The sequence below is a fragment of the Pseudomonas sp. PAMC25584 genome (assembly GCF_058135675.1).
Window position 1 is genome coordinate 1,922,781 of sequence record NZ_CM176870.1, and the last position, 17,221, is coordinate 1,940,001.

General features: G+C 62.5%; 20 protein-coding genes. 15 read left to right on the plus strand and 5 right to left on the minus strand.

Translation table 11 applies throughout. The features are described 5' to 3' along the window. Positions 1-73 precede the first annotated feature (73 nt). The gene (gene mobA / locus ACS5Q8_RS08950) at positions 74-676 is read right to left on the minus strand and encodes a molybdenum cofactor guanylyltransferase MobA (protein WP_276197197.1); all 603 of its coding nucleotides are present in this window, start codon (positions 674-676) and stop codon (positions 74-76) included. A 76-nt stretch (positions 677-752) separates the two neighbouring features. Between mobA and moaB the strand changes: the two genes are divergently transcribed. Continuing rightward, positions 753-1,292, plus strand: coding sequence for a molybdenum cofactor biosynthesis protein B (moaB, locus tag ACS5Q8_RS08955; RefSeq protein ID WP_276197198.1), 540 nt, complete (start codon positions 753-755; stop codon positions 1,290-1,292). After that, positions 1,276-2,502, plus strand: coding sequence for a molybdopterin molybdotransferase MoeA (locus ACS5Q8_RS08960; RefSeq protein WP_426099415.1), 1,227 nt, complete (start codon positions 1,276-1,278; stop codon positions 2,500-2,502). The genes moaB and ACS5Q8_RS08960 overlap by 17 nt, the downstream gene beginning before the upstream one ends. A gap of 129 nt (positions 2,503-2,631) precedes the next feature. On the opposite strand, the gene ACS5Q8_RS08965 is transcribed toward ACS5Q8_RS08960, so the two are convergent. Both ACS5Q8_RS08965 and fliK read right to left on the minus strand, forming a co-directional pair. Next, complete coding sequence (locus ACS5Q8_RS08965; RefSeq protein ID WP_276197200.1) at positions 2,632-2,961, minus strand: EscU/YscU/HrcU family type III secretion system export apparatus switch protein; 330 nt, start codon at positions 2,959-2,961, stop codon at positions 2,632-2,634. Further along, entirely contained in the window at positions 2,958-4,541 is a 1,584-nt protein-coding gene (gene fliK / locus ACS5Q8_RS08970) for a flagellar hook-length control protein FliK (protein ID WP_426099413.1), read from the minus strand. The genes ACS5Q8_RS08965 and fliK overlap by 4 nt, the downstream gene beginning before the upstream one ends. Before the next feature lie 200 nt (positions 4,542-4,741). On the opposite strand from fliK, the gene ccmA reads away from it, so the two are divergent. From ccmA to phnN, 12 genes are all read left to right on the plus strand, one after another. Continuing rightward, positions 4,742-5,377, plus strand: a complete 636-nt coding sequence (gene ccmA, locus ACS5Q8_RS08975) for a cytochrome c biogenesis heme-transporting ATPase CcmA (RefSeq protein ID WP_253394355.1) — start codon at positions 4,742-4,744, stop codon at positions 5,375-5,377. After that, on the plus strand, positions 5,374-6,042 hold the full coding sequence (gene ccmB, locus ACS5Q8_RS08980; RefSeq protein WP_017849435.1) for a heme exporter protein CcmB: 669 nt from the start codon (positions 5,374-5,376) through the stop codon (positions 6,040-6,042). Before ccmA ends, ccmB begins: the two co-directional genes overlap by 4 nt. Positions 6,043-6,132: 90 nt before the next feature. Further along, a complete protein-coding gene (locus ACS5Q8_RS08985) occupies positions 6,133-6,888 on the plus strand; it encodes a heme ABC transporter permease (RefSeq protein ID WP_276197203.1) in 756 nt (251 codons plus the stop codon). Further along, positions 6,885-7,061 carry a heme exporter protein CcmD gene (gene ccmD / locus ACS5Q8_RS08990; protein WP_253394359.1) on the plus strand — a complete coding sequence of 59 codons (177 nt, stop codon included), beginning with the start codon at positions 6,885-6,887 and terminating at the stop codon, positions 7,059-7,061. Before ACS5Q8_RS08985 ends, ccmD begins: the two co-directional genes overlap by 4 nt. Continuing rightward, on the plus strand, positions 7,058-7,513 hold the full coding sequence (gene ccmE / locus ACS5Q8_RS08995; RefSeq protein WP_027607026.1) for a cytochrome c maturation protein CcmE: 456 nt from the start codon (positions 7,058-7,060) through the stop codon (positions 7,511-7,513). Before ccmD ends, ccmE begins: the two co-directional genes overlap by 4 nt. A gap of 3 nt (positions 7,514-7,516) precedes the next feature. After that, positions 7,517-9,505, plus strand: a complete 1,989-nt coding sequence (locus tag ACS5Q8_RS09000) for a heme lyase CcmF/NrfE family subunit (RefSeq protein ID WP_276197204.1) — start codon at positions 7,517-7,519, stop codon at positions 9,503-9,505. Further along, a complete protein-coding gene (locus ACS5Q8_RS09005) occupies positions 9,502-10,038 on the plus strand; it encodes a DsbE family thiol:disulfide interchange protein (protein WP_276197205.1) in 537 nt (178 codons plus the stop codon). Before ACS5Q8_RS09000 ends, ACS5Q8_RS09005 begins: the two co-directional genes overlap by 4 nt. Beyond that, positions 10,035-10,508: a cytochrome c-type biogenesis protein gene (locus ACS5Q8_RS09010; RefSeq protein ID WP_276197206.1), complete on the plus strand. Its 474-nt coding sequence runs from the start codon at positions 10,035-10,037 to the stop codon at positions 10,506-10,508. Before ACS5Q8_RS09005 ends, ACS5Q8_RS09010 begins: the two co-directional genes overlap by 4 nt. Next, positions 10,501-11,685 carry a c-type cytochrome biogenesis protein CcmI gene (ccmI, locus tag ACS5Q8_RS09015; protein ID WP_276197207.1) on the plus strand — a complete coding sequence of 395 codons (1,185 nt, stop codon included), beginning with the start codon at positions 10,501-10,503 and terminating at the stop codon, positions 11,683-11,685. The genes ACS5Q8_RS09010 and ccmI overlap by 8 nt, the downstream gene beginning before the upstream one ends. 15 nt (positions 11,686-11,700) lie before the next feature. After that, positions 11,701-12,096: a hypothetical protein gene (locus tag ACS5Q8_RS09020; protein WP_443694098.1), complete on the plus strand. Its 396-nt coding sequence runs from the start codon at positions 11,701-11,703 to the stop codon at positions 12,094-12,096. A 40-nt stretch (positions 12,097-12,136) separates the two neighbouring features. Beyond that, entirely contained in the window at positions 12,137-12,367 is a 231-nt protein-coding gene (locus tag ACS5Q8_RS09025) for a hypothetical protein (protein WP_443694099.1), read from the plus strand. 191 nt (positions 12,368-12,558) lie between these two features. Then, a complete protein-coding gene (gene phnN / locus ACS5Q8_RS09030; RefSeq protein ID WP_443694100.1) occupies positions 12,559-13,122 on the plus strand; it encodes a phosphonate metabolism protein/1,5-bisphosphokinase (PRPP-forming) PhnN in 564 nt (187 codons plus the stop codon). On the opposite strand, the gene ACS5Q8_RS09035 is transcribed toward phnN, so the two are convergent. Next, on the minus strand, positions 13,111-13,992 hold the full coding sequence (locus tag ACS5Q8_RS09035; protein ID WP_443694101.1) for a LysR family transcriptional regulator: 882 nt from the start codon (positions 13,990-13,992) through the stop codon (positions 13,111-13,113). The genes phnN and ACS5Q8_RS09035 overlap by 12 nt on opposite strands. 462 nt (positions 13,993-14,454) lie before the next feature. On the opposite strand from ACS5Q8_RS09035, the gene ACS5Q8_RS09040 reads away from it, so the two are divergent. Then, positions 14,455-15,948, plus strand: a complete 1,494-nt coding sequence (locus tag ACS5Q8_RS09040; protein ID WP_465160086.1) for a M57 family metalloprotease — start codon at positions 14,455-14,457, stop codon at positions 15,946-15,948. A gap of 30 nt (positions 15,949-15,978) precedes the next feature. Here ACS5Q8_RS09040 and ACS5Q8_RS09045 read toward each other — a convergent pair whose 3' ends face one another. Beyond that, on the minus strand, positions 15,979-17,175 hold the full coding sequence (locus ACS5Q8_RS09045; RefSeq protein WP_426099408.1) for an MFS transporter: 1,197 nt from the start codon (positions 17,173-17,175) through the stop codon (positions 15,979-15,981). Positions 17,176-17,221 lie beyond the last annotated feature (46 nt).

Consider the following 17,221-nt stretch of genomic DNA (forward strand, 5'->3'; position numbering starts at 1 on the left):
GTCTCCGAGAGAATTCTTTTTGAGTGCTGACAGTGTGACGCGTGGCGCGTCGACAAAGTTCCTTGTGCGAGGTTCATTCTGACATGCCAGGCCCTGTGTGTAACAGCGCAGGCGTGTTCAGGTTGGCCAGGCGCGGATCATCTGCCGGGCATTCCAGCCCGACGCCACCCAACTGCAGGAAAATCTTGCGCGGGCTGCGCTCACCGGCTTGCCAGGCCTGTTCTACCGCGCTTTGCAGGTAGGTGGGGATGATGCAGATCAACGGTTCCCAGAATTCTCCGTGGCGTACCATCACCGGCAGCCGCGGATTGCGCTGCGCCGTCTCGCGCAGATCGGCGAGCAGTCGGGCGTCAAGGTGCGGTACATCGCACGGTAAGATCAGCACGTGCCCATGGCGGGCGGTACTCAATCCTGCGCGGATACCGGCCAGCGGTCCGGGGAAATCCACGCTGTCGTCACTCACCACCTGGTCGGCATAGGGCGCGTACCGCTCCAGGTTGCGGTTGCACGAGATGATCAGGTCGTCGGTCAGTGGGCGCACCAAGTGTTGCAAGTGCGCAATCAGCGGCTGGCCGTGCCATTCCAGCAAGCCCTTGTCTTGTCCGCCCATGCGTTGGCCGCGCCCACCGGCCAACAGCAGAATTGAACAGGGTAGGGTCGAAGAGTCGTCGGGCATGTGGGTTCCGCTGCGGCAGGTAAATAGGGGCCTGTGATATAACATCGGGCTGTTCCTTCGACAACCGGACCGTGCCATGAACGCCAAGGCAGATGCGCCCTTCGTACCTCTGAATATCGCTGTACTGACCGTCAGTGACACCCGCACCCTGGACACCGATACCTCGGGCCAGGTTTTTGTCGACCGCCTGATCGCCGCCGGCCACCTCCTGGCCGAGCGCGTGCTGCTCAAGGACGACCTCTACAAGATCCGCGCCCAGGTGGCCCACTGGATCGCCGAAGACGTGGTGCAGGTCGTACTGATCACCGGCGGCACCGGCTTCACTGGCCGCGACAGCACGCCCGAAGCGGTGAGCTGCCTGCTGGACAAGCAGGTCGATGGCTTTGGCGAGCTGTTCCGTCAGATCTCCGTGGCCGACATCGGCACCTCCACCGTGCAATCGCGCGCCCTGGCCGGCCTGGCCAACGGCACCCTGGTGTGCTGCCTGCCGGGTTCCACCAACGCCGTGCGCACCGGCTGGGACGGCATCCTCGCCGAGCAACTGGACAACCGTCACCGCCCCTGCAACTTCGTACCGCACCTGAAACAGGCCGAACCCTGTGAATCCCGTGGATAAGCCGGGCAAGACCGGCGCCTTGATGCCGGTGGAAGAAGCCCTGCAACGCTTGCTCGAGATAGCCGAGGCCGCGCCGATTCGTGAGCGGCAGGTGTTGCCCCTGGCCGCGTGCGATGGCCGCATATTGGCGCAGGATCTGATCTCCACCCTCGACCTGCCGCCCTGGCCCAACAGCGCCATGGACGGTTACGCCCTGCGCCTTTGCGACTGGGCCGGCGAGCCGTTGGTGGTGAGCCAGCGCATCTTCGCCGGCCAAGCACCCGCGCCATTGGCCGACGGCACCTGCGCGCGTATCTTCACCGGGGCGCCCGTGCCGGAAGGCGCTGACTGTGTGGAAATGCAGGAAAACGCCGTGGTCCACGCCGATGAGCGGGTGAGCTTTACCGAGCCGTTGCATATCGATCAGAACATTCGCCCGCAAGGGCAGGAAACCACCGTCGGCGAATTGGTGTTGGCAGCGGGCACGCGCCTGGGCCCGATCGAGCTCGGCCTGGCCGCATCCCTCGGTCTCGACCATTTGGCCGTGGTACGCCGCGTGCAGGTCGCGGTGCTGTCCACCGGTGATGAGTTGATCGAGCCCGGTTTGCCCCTCGGCCCGGGGCAGATCTACAACAGCAACCGCCGCGTGCTGTGCAGTTGGCTGGAGCGCCTGGGGTGTGAAGTGATCGATGCCGGCATTCTTCCGGATGACCTGGAACAGACGCGCGTGCGCTTGGCCGGCCTGGGCGTAGTTGACCTGATCCTGTCGACCGGCGGTGTGTCGGTAGGCGAGGCGGACTTTCTCGGCATTGCCCTGCGTGAAGAGGGCGAGCTGGCCTTGTGGAAGCTGGCGATCAAGCCCGGTAAACCGCTGACCTTCGGCCATTTTCGTGGCGTGCCGGTGATCGGCCTGCCGGGCAATCCGGCATCGACGTTGGTGACGTTTGCCCTGTTGGCGCGCCCCTATCTGCTGCGCCGCCAAGGTGTGGCTGAAGTCGAACCGCTACGGTTTGAGGTGCCGGCAGGGTTCGTCTGGCCCAAACCGGGCAATCGCCGCGAGTATCTACGCGGGCGTATCGAGCAGGGCAAGGCGATCATCTATCGCAACCAAAGCTCCGGCGTGCTGCGCAGCGCGGCGTGGGCGCAAGGGTTTGTGGAGGTGTTGGAAGGGACGACGCTGGCGATCGGCGACCGGGTGAATTTCATTCCCCTGAGCGAAGTCCTCAACTAAACACCGATTCAAGTGTGGGAGGGGGCTTGCTCCCGATAGCGGTGGATCAGCCAACAAATAAGTGACTGACACACCGCCATCGGGGGCAAGCCCCCTCCCACATTTGGATTGTTGTCTGTCTGGGGCTACTCAGTAATCGTCGCCACGCTCGGTCACATCGCGCTCCACCGGCGCGGCGTCCGGGTCATACCCCACCGGAAACTTGCCCTTCAACGTCCAGGCAAAGGCAATGATCTCGGCGATCGTGCGGTACAACTCTTCCGGGATACTGTCGCCCAACTCCATGCGCGCCAGCAGCTTCACCAGCTCGGCGTTTTCATAGATGGGCACTTCATTTTCCCGCGCCAGCTTGAGGATCGCTTCGGCCAGGGCATCGTCGCCCTTGGCGGTCAGGGTCGGCGCTTGTTGGCCGTCATACTTGAGCGCGATGGCCTGGCGCGGCGGGTTGGCGTTGTTCATGCGGTTTCGTCCACCCAACGTTGCTCCAATCCGGTTTTCGGCCCGCGTGGCGGGGTGCCGAGGTGGCAGTCGAGGTCGCCGACATTGATGCCCGACGTCACCAGGCGCTCGCGCAAACTGCCCAAGTGACTTTCGATCAAACTGGCGGTGAACGGTCGAGTCGCCCACAACTGGCTCGACAGTTTGCCCTGAGACAATTGCGCCTGGACCTGTAACGGGCCCAGCGGCTCCATGTCGAAGGCCAGTTCCACGCGCCAGAGCATCTGCTTGGGGTCTCTTTTGTCTTTGCGTTCGGGCTGGTCCTTGTCCGGCGCGGGGTCTTCGCGCTGGAACTTGACCTGCAGCGGCACGATGTCCTGCAGGGTACGCATGGGAATTTCCAGCTGCCAGGTGGTTTGCAGGCGGCCATCGGCAGTGGTGCCGGTCTGTTCCAGGCTCGACAGTTGATGGCTCTGTAGTCGCGAGATGGCACCGGCGGCCAGGCGCAGCAGGTTTTCCAGGTCGCCTTCGCCCTCCAGGCGTTGCATCAGCCGCTGCGGCAATGGAAAACCGACGGGTGCCTGGCGCGCGCTGACTTGCCCGAGGGTGTTCAGCGGGCTGCGCACGAAGTTGGGCAGCATCTGGGCCAGGGTGTTGGCGGCGAGTATGGCATTGAGGTTGGTGCTGGCGGGCAGGGCGGGCAGCAGATCGGCGACCAGGCGCAGCAGGGCACCTTTTATATCCAGCGGTGGAATTTGCGGGGTTTGCCCGATCAATAATTTGGCTTCAAGAAACGCGCCGCTGTTCTGGATCACTTGAGCCAGCACCTTGGGATTGCTGACCTGTGCCAGGTCGGGCAGCGCGGCGAGCAAACGGTCGGCGGCCGCGCGCAGCTCGACGGAAGTGCTGTCGTCCTGGGGCAGGGTTTGCAACGCGGTGAACACTGCATCCAGCGAGCCCTGGCGACTTTGCTGGGTGGCGAGTTGCTGGGTCACGGCCAGTTGATCCTTGAGCCCGCTCAAGGGCACGAAGTTCAGGGTCTGCGCATCCTGCACCACGGCGCTGAGCAGGCTGCCGATACGCAGGGGTTGCGGGCTCTCCACGGTCAGGGTCGTACCGGCCAGGGCGTTGTTGAGCACCGTCACCAACGAGCGGTAGATCGTCGGTTGCGTGGTGCCTTGGGGCAGCATTTGGCTGGTCAGGACTTTGGCTTGCAGCAAGGTGCCTGCCGGCATTTGCGTGGTGTCGATGCGAGTGAGGGCGGCGACGTTGGCACTCAAGGCTTGCTGCAGGCTGAGGGTCAGGTTGCCGGCAGGCGTCTGGCTCACCGCCACATTGCTGCCCAGCGGCAAGGGTTGCGGGCTGCTGGCCTGGACCAGCGTCTGGCGGCCACCGTCGAGGGTCAATTTGAGCAGCAACTGAAAGGATTCATCGCCTTGTTTAAGTGCGATGACTTCGGCGTTCGCGGTTTTTCCCGGGTCGATCAAGCCGATCTGCGGCTCCAGCAGTTTCAGCAACTCACCGGTCGCTGGCGCCGGCGCAGGGGCCGGCCCGGCTGTCGGGGCAGGAGGAAGCGTAGGAAGGTTGATCTCACCGGTCATCGTGCGCGTCGTCTCTGGGGAAATAGCCCTCTTTAGCGTAGGGCATCGCATGTATAATGCGGCCCGTCTGCCATGAGAGCGGTAAAAACCTCACAACTATTTGATCCAGCTCTCTAAAATCGGTCGCCAAAGTCGTTATTGTGCTTCTTTCTATAACGGCCGCCGCACCGCCGACTTGAACCGTAAAGGCCCGCGATCTTTTGACCAGCCCTCTTCTTGAAGCCGTAGCGCTTGCCTGTGAACGCGACCTGCGCCTGCTGTTCGAGCACCTCGACCTGCGCCTGGCGGGCGGTGACATGGTGCAGATCAGTGGTCCCAACGGCAGCGGCAAGACCAGCCTGCTGCGTTTGCTGGCCGGGTTGATGCAGCCTACGGCGGGCGAAGTACGGCTCAACGGCAAACCGTTGAACGAACAACGCACCGAGCTGGCCCGCAATCTCACCTGGATCGGCCACGCCGCCGGGATCAAGGACGTGCTGAGCGCCGAAGAAAACCTCAGTTGGCTCAGCGCCCTGCATCATCCGGCCAGCCGCGAGGCGATCTGGCAGGCACTGGCCGCCGTCGGCCTCAAGGGCTTCGAAGACGTGCCCTGTCACACCCTGTCCGCCGGCCAGCAGCGCCGCGTGGCCCTGGCGCGCCTGTATCTGCCCGGCCCGCCGCTGTGGATTCTCGACGAACCTTTCACCGCCCTCGACAAACAAGGCGTCGCCCAGTTGGAAGAACACCTGGCCCGGCATTGCGAGCAGGGCGGCCTCGTCGTGCTGACCACGCACCACAGCCTGACGCGCCTGCCCGCCGGTTACCGCGACCTGGACCTGGGGCGGTGGTCGGTATGAGTGTGTTCGCCCTGTTGGTGGCCCGCGAGGCGCGGCTGTTGTGCCGTCGCCCGGCCGAGCTGGCCAATCCGTTGGTGTTCTTCGCGATTGTCATCGCGTTGTTCCCGCTGGCGGTCGGCCCCGAGACTAAACTGTTGCAAACCTTGTCTCCGGGACTGGTGTGGGTGGCGGCCCTTTTGTCCGTGCTGCTCTCGCTGGACGGGCTGTTTCGCAGTGATTTCGAGGATGGTTCCCTGGAACAGTGGGTCCTTTCGTCGCACCCCCTGCCGCTTCTGGTATTGGCCAAGGTACTGGCACACTGGGCGTTTTCCGGCTTGGCACTGGTGTTGCTCTCGCCGTTGCTGGCAATGATGCTAGGGTTGCCCAGCGAATGCCTGCCGGTGTTGCTCATGTCCTTGTTGCTCGGCACGCCGGCGCTCAGCCTGTTGGGCGCGGTGGGCGCGGCGCTGACGGTAGGTTTGAAGCGCGGCGGCCTGCTGCTGGCCTTGTTGATTCTGCCTTTGTATATCCCGGTGTTGATCCTGGGCAGCGGCGCTTTGCAAGCCGCGCTCATGGGCATGCCGGCGACCGGTTACCTCTTGTGGCTTGGCAGCCTGACCGCCCTGGCGGTAACCCTGACACCCTTTGCCATAGCGGCCGGCCTGAAGATCAGCGTCGGCGAATAATGAAGTCTGGTTACGTGTAACCGGTTCTTCAACATAAGAAAGACCCTACGCTTCTTGCAACCACAAGACGCAACCGTGATGGAAACAGCAATGAACTGGACCTGGTTTCACAAGCTCGGCTCGCCCAAATGGTTTTACGGCATCAGCGGCAAGCTGCTGCCGTGGTTGAGCGTCGCCGCCGTATTGCTTATCGGCCTCGGCCTGGTCTGGGGCCTGGCCTTCGCACCGCCGGATTACCAGCAGGGCAACAGCTTTCGCATCATCTATATCCACGTGCCTGCCGCGATGCTGGCCCAGTCCTGCTACGTGATGCTGGCGGTGTGCGGCATCGTCGGCCTGGTGTGGAAGATGAAGCTCGCGGACGTCGCCCTGCAATGCGCTGCGCCCATCGGTGCGTGGATGACCGCCGTGGCGCTGGTCACCGGCGCGATCTGGGGCAAACCCACCTGGGGTTCGTGGTGGGTGTGGGATGCGCGACTAACGTCCATGCTGATCCTGTTGTTTCTGTACTTCGGTCTTATTGCCCTTGGCAATGCGATCAGCAATCGTGACAGCGCCGCCAAGGCCTGTGCGGTGCTGGCGATTGTCGGCGTGATCAACATCCCGATCATCAAATACTCGGTGGAGTGGTGGAACACCCTGCACCAGGGCGCCACCTTCAGTCTGACCGAAAAGCCGGCCATGCCCGTGGAAATGTGGGCGCCGCTGTTGGTGATGGTGCTGGGGTTCTACTGCTTCTTTGGCGCTGTGCTGCTGATGCGCATGCGCCTCGAAGTGCTCAAGCGTGAAGCCCGCGCCAGTTGGGTCAAGGCCGAAGTGCAAACCAGCCTGGGAGCGCGTGGATGAGTTTTGCTTCTTTCAGTGATTTTCTCGCCATGGGCCACCACGGCCTGTATGTCTGGACGGCCTATGGCATCTGCCTGGCCGTACTGGCCCTCAACGTCGCCGTGCCGATCCTGGCCCGCAAGCGTTACCTGCAACAAGAGGCGCGTCGTCTGCGCCGGGAGACCGATAAGTGAATCCGCTGCGTAGAAAGCGTCTGTTGATCATCCTTGCCATTCTGGCCGGCGTAAGTATTGCCGTGGGCCTGGCGATGAGCGCCCTGCGGGAGAACATCAACCTGTTCTACACCCCGACCCAGATCGCCAATGGCGAAGCCCCGCTGGACACGCGCATCCGCGCCGGCGGCATGGTGGAGAAGGGCTCCTTGAAGCGTTCCGGCGATTCCCTGGACGTCACCTTCGTGGTCACCGACTTCAACAAGGCCGTGACCATTACTTATCGCGGCATCCTCCCGGACCTGTTCCGTGAAGGCCAGGGCATCGTCGCCCTGGGCAAACTCAATGCCGACGGTGTGGTAGTGGCCGATGAAGTACTGGCCAAGCACGATGAGAAATACATGCCGCCGGAAGTCACCAAAGCGTTGAAAGACAGCGGCCAATCCGCCCCAACTCCAGCCAAGGAGGGCTAAGTGATGACGTCCGCACTGTATATTCCGGAGCTGGGCCACTTGGCGATGATCCTCGCCCTGTGCTTCGCCATCGTCCAGGCCGTGGTGCCGTTGCTCGGCGCGTGGCGTGGCGACCGTCTGTGGATGAGCCTCGCGCAGCCGGCCGCCTGGGGCCAGTTTGCCTTCCTGGTGTTCGCGTTCGGCTGCCTGACCTACGCCTTTATGACCGACGATTTTTCCGTCGCCTATGTGGCCAGCAACTCCAACAGCGCCTTGCCCTGGTATTACAAATTCAGCGCCGTGTGGGGCGCCCACGAAGGTTCGCTGCTGTTGTGGGCCCTGATCCTCGGCGGTTGGACCTTCGCCGTGTCGATCTTCTCCCGGCAACTGCCGCAAGTCATGCTGGCTAGGGTGCTGGCGGTGATGGGCATGATCAGCATCGGCTTCCTGCTGTTCCTGATCATGACCTCCAACCCGTTCAGCCGCATCCTGCCGCAGATCCCGGTGGACGGGCATGACCTCAACCCGCTGCTGCAGGACATCGGCCTGATCGTCCACCCGCCGATGCTCTACATGGGTTATGTCGGGTTCTCCGTGGCCTTCGCCTTCGCCATCGCCGCCTTGCTCGGCGGGCGCCTCGATGCAGCCTGGGCGCGCTGGTCGCGGCCATGGACCATCGTCGCCTGGGCCTTTCTCGGCATCGGTATCACCCTGGGTTCGTGGTGGGCCTATTACGAACTTGGCTGGGGCGGTTGGTGGTTCTGGGACCCGGTGGAAAACGCGTCCTTCATGCCTTGGCTGGTGGGCACCGCGCTGATTCACTCGCTGGCCGTCACCGAAAAACGCGGCGTGTTCAAGAGCTGGACCGTGTTGCTGGCCATCGCTGCGTTTTCCCTCAGCCTGCTCGGCACTTTCCTCGTGCGTTCGGGCGTGCTGACCTCGGTTCACGCGTTTGCGTCCGACCCTGCGCGCGGTGTGTTCATCCTGATCTTCCTGCTGTGTGTGGTCGGCGGTTCGCTGACCCTGTTCGCCCTGCGCGCGCCGGTGGTCAAGAGCCAGGTCGGCTTCAACCTGTGGTCGCGGGAAACCCTGCTGCTGGGCAATAACCTGGTGCTGGTGGTGGCTGCGTCGATGATCCTGCTCGGCACCCTGTACCCGCTGGTGCTGGACGCGCTGACCGGCGCCAAGCTGTCGGTCGGCCCGCCGTATTTCAACGCCTTGTTCATCCCGTTGATGGGCTTGTTGATGGTGGTAATGGCTATCGGCATGCTGGTTCGCTGGAAAGACACCCCGGTGAAATGGCTGGTGGGCATGCTGACCCCGGTGCTGCTGGGCAGCGCGGCCTTGGCCGTGATCGCCGGTATTGCCTATGGCGATTTCAACTGGGCGGTCCTCGCCACGTTCATGCTCGCCGCCTGGGTGTTGCTGGCCGGTATGCGCGACATTGTCGACAAGACCCGCCACAAAGGCCTGATCAAGGGCCTGCCCACCCTGACCCGCAGCTACTGGGGCATGCAGGTCGCGCATATCGGCATCGCCGTGTGTGCCCTCGGCGTGGTGCTCTCCAGCCAGAACAGCGCCGAGCGCGACCTGCGCATGGCCCCCGGCGAGTCCATGGACCTGGCCGGTTACCACTTCATCTTCGAAGGCGCCAAGCACTTCGAAGGGCCGAACTTCACGTCCGACAAAGGCACCGTGCGCGTAGTACGCAACGGTAAGGAAATCGCCGTGCTGCACCCGGAAAAACGCCTGTACACCGTGCAGAGCTCGATGATGACCGAAGCCGGGATCGACGCCGGTTTCACCCGCGACCTTTACGTCGCCATGGGTGAGCCGCTGGGCGAAGGCGCCTGGGCGGTGCGCGTGCATGTCAAACCGTTCGTGCGCTGGATCTGGTTCGGCGGTTTGATCACCGCTTTTGGTGGTGTGCTCGCGGCGCTGGACCGGCGCTATCGGGTCAAGGTCAAGAGCCGGGTGCGTGAAGCGCTGGGTCTGCAAGGAGCGGCGGTATGAAGCGTTGGTTGATGGTCGTGCCGCTGGGGTTGTTTCTGCTGATGGCGGTGTTCCTGTATCGCGGGTTGTACCTGGACCCGGCCGAGTTGCCCTCGGCCATGATCGGCAAGCCGTTCCCCGCCTTCAATCTGCCGACGGTGCAGGGCGACAAAACCCTGACCCAGGCTGACCTGCTGGGCAAACCGGCGCTGGTCAATGTGTGGGGCACCTGGTGCATCTCCTGCCGTGTCGAGCACCCGGTGCTGAACAAGCTGGCGGAGAAGGGCGTGGTGATCTACGGCATCAACTACAAGGACGACAATGCGGCGGCCTTGAAGTGGCTGGCGGAATTCCACAACCCGTACCAGTTGGATATCCGCGATGAAGACGGCAACCTCGGTTTGAATCTCGGCGTCTACGGTGCCCCGGAAACCTTCTTTATCGACGCCAAGGGCGTGATCCGCGATAAGTACGTCGGCGTGATCGATGAAGTGGTCTGGCGCGAACAACTGGCCGCCAAGTACCAGGCCCTGGTCGACGAGGCCAAGCCATGAAGCGCTGGTTAGCTGCTGCCGTATTAGCCTTGGGCCTGGTGGGCGTGGCCCACGCCGCCATCGACACCTACGAATTCGCCAATGACGCCGAGCGCGAGCGTTTCCGCGACCTGACCAAGGAACTGCGCTGCCCCAAGTGCCAGAACCAGGACATCGCCGACTCCAACGCGCCCATCGCCGCCGACCTGCGCAAAGAGATCTTTCGCATGTTGGGGGAGGGCAAGGACAACCAGCAGATCATCGACTTCATGGTCGACCGCTATGGCGATTTTGTTCGCTACAAACCGGCGCTCACCGGCAAGACCGCGCTGCTCTGGTTCGGCCCCGCCGGGCTGCTGCTGGCCGGCATTGTGGTGATGGTGGTGATCGTCCGCCGTCGCCGCGCCGCCCCTACCGATGGTTCCGACGCGCTATCCGCCGAAGAGCGCCAACGCCTCGACCAATTGCTGGACACCAAGACTGATGATTGATTTCTGGCTCGCAGCCGGCTTGCTGCTTCTGATTGCCCTGAGTTTCCTGTTGATCCCTGTATTGCGTGGCCGTCGTGCCCAGCGTGAAGAGGATCGCACCGCGCTGAACGTGGCGCTCTATCAAGAACGCGTGGCCGAACTGCAAACCCAGCAGGACGAAGGCGTACTCAACGCCGCCCAACTCGACACTGGCCGCGCCGAAGCCGCGCGCGAATTGCTGGCCGACACCGAAGGCGTAGAAAAACCTCGCGAATCGCGTCTGGGCAAGCCGCTGCCGTTGCTCGCTGCGGTTTTAGTGCCGGTGCTGGGCCTTGGCTTGTACATGCACTTCGGCGCCAGCGACAAGGTCGAACTGACCCGCGAATTCTCCCAGCCGCCGGTGTCCATGGAAGACATGACCCACCGCCTGGAACGCGCCGCGGCCGCTCAACCGGACTCGGCGGAAGGCTTGTACTTCCTCGGCCGTGCGTACATGGCCCAGGACCGTTCCGCCGATGCCGCCAAGGTCTTCGAACGCACCGTGGCCCTGGCCGGGCGCCAGCCGGAGCTGTTGGGCCAGTGGGCCCAGGCCCAGTACTTTGCCGACAACAAGCAGTGGTCGCCCAAGGTCCAGGCCCTGACCGACGAAGCCCTCAAGCTCGACCCGAGAGAAGTCACCAGCCTCGGCCTGCTCGGCATCGTGGCCTTTGAAGGCCAGCGCTACCAAGAGGCGATCGATTACTGGAGCCGCCTGCTGGCGCAATTGCCACCGCAAGACAATTCCCGCGTCGCCCTGCAAGGCGGGATCGATCGCGCGGCAGAAAGGCTGAAAGCGAACGGTGGCACCGTCGCCCAAAAGGCCGTGATGAAAGTGCGTGTGGACCTGTCCGCCGACATCAAGGCCAAGGCCCTGCCTGGCGACAGCGTGTTCATCTTCGCCCGCGCCGTCTCCGGCCCGCCGGCGCCGCTCGCGGCCAAGCGCGTGACCGTCGCCGACCTGCCCGTCACCGTCGAACTGGGCGATGCCGACGCAATGATGCCGCAGTTGAAACTGTCCAACTTCCCCGAAGTCCAACTGGTTGCGCGCATATCCCGGGCCGGTCAACCGACCCGTGGCGAGTGGATCGGCCGCAGCCAACCCTTGGCCAGCACCACCACTGCGCTGCAGCAGCTGACCATCGACAGTCCGGACAAGTAATTCGAGGAAACGCCTATGACCGCCCTTGCACGCATCACCCTGCTCAGCCTGGTAGTGGGCTTGAGCGCTTGTGCGGTCCACCGCCCACCTCCCGCGCCCACCGGCCCGACCATCCCACCGTCGGGCCCGTCGACCCAACCCGGCACCCGACCTTCCAGCCCGGTCACCGCCCCAACGAAAGCGCCACCGAGCAAGTCGTCAACCTTCGCCCCGCCACCGGGCGCGGCCAGCCACTGGGACGGCAAGATGCAGGTGTATGTGCTGGAAGACCAGCCCGACACCTTCTACCGCCAGCGCACTTACTACCGCTGGAGCAACGGCTGGAGCCGCTCCATCAGCCCGGACGGGCCGTGGGAAGAGACCGACGTGCAGGGCGTGCCGCCGGGGTTGAGCAAGCACTACGCGCGGTGACAAAAGGCGACCTTTGGGTCGCCTTTTTCGTGGCTTCGTAATGTGGGCCTTCAAATACTGGAGAGCCAATGCCGGGGCTGGACTCTACCTGAGCCTGGCGGGTTTTCTGGTGGGCTCATTTTCAGGCCAGCGGTTATATGCGCTGGGTGGCAGCATCATCAGGACCCGGCTGGACGATCATCCTGATCTGGACGTGATCAATTTTATCAGCGGTGGATTATTGATTGGCTTTGCGGTCTGGCAATGTGCGCGCATTTTGTCAGGAGGCTGATCCTCTGCCATTCGGGAAATCGTACGCAGTTGCCTGCAACCGAACATGAAAGTGCTGACGGGCACGCCTGACCGGGTGCGTGGCGCATCGTAATCCGATACTTTGGCCGCCGCCGGGCTGGGCTAGGCCAGGCGCCGTGATGCGTAGCCGGCCATGTAACAAATCTGCAGATAAGCGAAGAGGGTGTATTGATGGCGGGCAGGTTGATCTATCTCATCGGGCCATCGGGTTCGGGCAAGGACAGCCTGTTGGACGCTGCACGATCACGTTTGGCCGAGCGTGGCTGCCGCATTGTGCGTCGTGTGATTACCCGCTCGGCGGAAGCGCTGGGCGAGGCGGCGCAGGGGGTGAGCGCCGAGCAGTTTGTCGCGATGCAAGCCGAAGGTGCGTTTGCGCTGAGTTGGCAGGCCAATGGTTTGTCCTATGGCATTCCCAAGGAGATCGGTGCGTGGCTGGCGGCGGGGACGGATGTGCTGGTCAACGGCTCTCGTGCCCACCTGGCGCAGGCCCGCGAGCGCTATCCGACGTTGCTGGTGGTATTGCTGAGTGTTGATCAGACGGCACTGCGCCAGCGCTTGCTGGCGCGGGGGCGTGAGTCGGTGGCGGATATCGATGCGCGCCTGGCGCGTAATGCGCGGTTTACGGCGCAGTTGCTGGCCGGCATGGGGGCGGGGTTGCTCGTGCTGGATAACTCCGGTCCGCTGGAGCATACAGTCGAGCGTTTGCTGCGCTGCCTGCACCCGTCAGCGGTTTAACAAGCGTTCCACATACTCCACGAATGCCCGCGCCTTGGCACTCGCCATCCGGCCTGTCGGAAAGACGGCCCATAAGTCCCGCGCCGGTAAACGCCAGTCGGTCAACACCGGTTTCACCTCGCCACTGGCCAGTTCCTGCGTGAACATCCAGGCCGATGCGAGGGTCAGGCCCAGGTGGTTCAGCACGGCAGCGCGTACCCCTTCAGCCGCTGTGACGTTCAAGCGGCCACGGGCGACGATCGGGTATTCGCGGGCGCCTTGGGTAAAGGTCCAGCGCGGGCCTTCGCCCTGGGTGTAGATGACCGCCTGGTGCTGCAACAGATCAGTTGGCGTGGCGGGTTCACCGAAGCGTTCGAAGTAGGCAGGGGTGCCCAGGATATGGCAGGGCGACTCACCGATCTTGCGCGCGGTCAGCCCTGAATCGCTCAGGTTGCCCATGCGCAGGGCGACGTCGATGCCTTCTTCCACCAGGTTTAGGCTGCGGTCGTCGAGCACCACTTCGATGTTCATCCCAGGGTACTGCTCCAGAAACGGCCCCAGGTGCGGAAGGATATGCAGGCTGGCAAAGGTTACGGCGGCGCTGATGCGCAGGTTACCCGACAGCCCGGCGCCCGCGCTTCGGGCGGCGTCGTCGGCCTCGTTGGCTTCATCGATAGCACGCTTGGCTTTTTCAAAAAACGCCAGGCCCGCTTCGGTCGGTGTCAGGCCTCGGGTTGAACGCAACACCAACCGCACCGCCAGGCGTGCTTCCAATTGCGCGACGCTCTTCGACACGGCGGGCTGGCCGATGCCCAGGCGTTTGGCAGCGGCGGAAAACGAGCCGGTTTCGACAACGTGGACGAAGGTTTCCATGGCGCTAAGGCGGTCCATCGGGTCTCCCTTGCTTGCTTGATTGAGCGCATCGCGACGCAGTGCGGCGCACAAGCCTACGAGGAATGGTCATGACTTGTCATCCGGTCCTAAACGGCGTTTATCGTATTGAAGAAGGTTAAAGGGTTATGTCTTTGTCAGTCGAAGATTGGAGTAACTCATCTTCGGGTATTTTTTAGATAGTATTTTTTTAGTGTAAAAACAACCCGGTATTTGCGAAGTTTTTGTGTAGTTGAATGTTTAAATTGCAAATGAAATCGTGGTTGTCTAACCGCGTGTTACGTGGCGTGGGGATGTTTCGGCTGAAACTAAAATGGAGTTGGTCTGATATTTTTCACTGTGCGAGATTGTCAGCGATGACGATGAGCCTGGCTCTACTAGTTTGCGTCTATCGATACTTAATTTCCGGGTCGGTTTGATTCGGTCTCTTTATTTATTCGTTAACAAAGCGAGTGCCGCACAATGAATGGATTTGATCTGCGTTCTGTTACTTCCCGTGCTGGTTTACCGATATCGGACCCCGGCCCGTTTGGTGCGGGCGCCATTCAGAAACCGTCCTTTACAACTGATCAGGCAGCCAAACAAATCACCCGGGAAAATCTTCGTTTTCGCGACCGTAACGGCGATCAGAAGATCGATTTGCACTACACGGTAGACGCGAGCTTCACCGCCCAGCAGCAGCAACGCGTGCGCCAGGCGGTTCAAGCCTGGCAGGATGTGGCCGCTATCAACTTCCGCGAGCAGTCAGGCAGTACGGACGGAACGCTCAGTATCCACAACAACCCTCGCGGCGACCGGGGAGTTGCCGACATGCCTCATGGCGCCACGACCCGTGCATCGGCCACGATCGGCACCGGGGGAAGTGCGAGTTCGCCGGCGCTGGGCAGTCACTTTTCGGTCACGGCTATTCATGAAATCGGTCACGCCATCGGCCTGCAACATCCGGGAGACTATAACGGCGGCGCCAACTATCAAAACGGCGCGGTCTATGCGCAGGACACCAAGGCACGCACTGTGATGAGTTACTGGTCGGAACGCCATCAATCCGGTCACGACTTCAAGTCGCTCAATCCGTCCGCTCCGATGATGGACGATATCGCCGCGGTCCAACGCTTGTATGGGGCCAATCACCAGACCCGCAAGACCGACACCACCTATGGCTTCAATTCCAATACCGAGCGGGAAGTGATGAGCCTTAGCAGCGCCAAAGACAAACCGGTCTTCTGCGTATGGGATGGTGGCGGTAAAGATACGCTGGATTTTTCCGGGTTTTCCCAGGATCAGAAGATCGATCTGAATGCGGAGTCGTTCTCTGACGTGGGCGGCTTGAAGGGCAATGTGTCCATCGCCAAGGGGTGCATTATTGAGAATGCGATCGGCGGTGCCGGCCGTGATGCTTTGATTGGCAATGACGCGGCCAATCGGCTCAAGGGCGGTGCCGGTGCTGATACGTTGAGAGGCGGAGGCGGGGCGGATACGTTTGCCTACGATAACGCCAGCGACTCCACCGCGCAGAGCCCCGACCTGATCGAGGACTTCACCAGCGGCACCGATAAGATCGACGTTTCTGGAGCATTAATCGCGTCGGGTGTGCGTGCCCTTGTGTTCACCGATCGGTTCAGCGGTCGCGCCGGTGAAGCGGTGCTCAAGCACGATGCAAGTACGGGCCGGTCGAGCCTGGCCATTGATCTGAAGGGAACGGGCAACGCGGACATGGTGATCAACAGCAAAGGGCAGATCAAACCGGGCGATGTACGGTGGGGTGGACCGCAGCATGAAGTTCAGCCTGTGCCGACACCGACACCGACACCGACACCAACCCCAACCCCACAGCCTGGTGAAACCCCAATCGTGCCATCTGCACTGTTCGAAATGCTTGCCAAGACACTGTCAGCGCTCTTGTTACAGATGATGCAGCTTATCGCCCCATCGTCCAGTGGAAGGCCGCGGTCGTAACCCCACCCACGATCGCGGCGCATCATGCCGTCAGGCAGTGACCACCGAGGTGTGGCGCGAAGCACTGAGAAAGCGCAGCAACGCCACCAGCGGGAACGCGCTGCCCACCAGCATCACGCCCAGCCAGCCGCCGTGTTCGTACACGCTGCTGGCAATCGCCGAGCCGAAGGCACCGCCGATGAAGATGCTGGTCATGTACAGCGCGTTCAGGCGGCTGCGGCTGTTGGCATCGAGGGCGTAGATGGCGCGTTGGCCGAGGACCATGTTCATCTGCACACAGAAGTCGAGGACCACGCCGGTCACTGCCAGGCCGATCACGCTGTACAGCGGGTGTACGAAGGCCGGCAGGAAGCTCAACACCGCAAACACCATGGCCAGCAGCGACGCGCGGTGGGTGTGGCCGGCGTCGGCCAAGCGCCCGGCGATGGGCGCGGCGATGGCGCCGATGGCCCCGACCAGGGCGAAGATGGCAATCTGGGTCTGGCTCAGGCCATGGTTACGTACCAGCTCCAGCGGAGCGGCGGTCCAGAACAGGCTGAAGGTGGCAAACATGCAACCTTGATAAAAGGCGCGCTGGCGCAGCAGCGGTTGTTCGCGCAGCAGGGTGCCGAGGGAGCGCAGCAATTGGCCATAGCTGGCGCTGTGGTCGGGCTGGCGCTTGGGGATGGTCATCAGCAAGACCACGCTGATAACGGCCATCAACGCGGCAGCGGCCATGAACATTGCACGCCAGCCGAAGTGGTCGGCGACGACGCTGGACACCGGCCGTGCCAGCAGGATTCCCAGCAACAGGCCACCCATGATGCTGCCGACCACTCGGCCACGGGACTCGGCAGGTGCCAGGTGCGCCGCCAACGGGATCAGGATCTGCACCGACACCGAACTGAAACCGATCAACAACGACACCAGCAGGAACAGGTTCGGTTGCTCGGTAAACGCCGCGGCCAGCAGGCTGGCGATGGCGATCACCGTGGTGCTGATCATCAGCTTGCGGTTTTCCAGCAAGTCACCCAGGGGCACCAGGAAAAACAGGCCCAGGGCGTAGCCGATTTGTGTCAGCGATACGATCAGGCTGGCCATCGCAGGCGTCAGGCCGATGTCCGGTGCGATCAGTTCGATGATCGGCTGCGCGTAGTAGATGTTGGCGACGATGGCGCCGCAGCAAAACGCAAACAGCATCACCATCCCGCGGGTCATGGTGCTTGTAGCGTGGGGAGTAGCGTTCATGGTGTTCTCATAAAAGCGAAGGAAGATGGCGAGCGAGAGTAAAGAC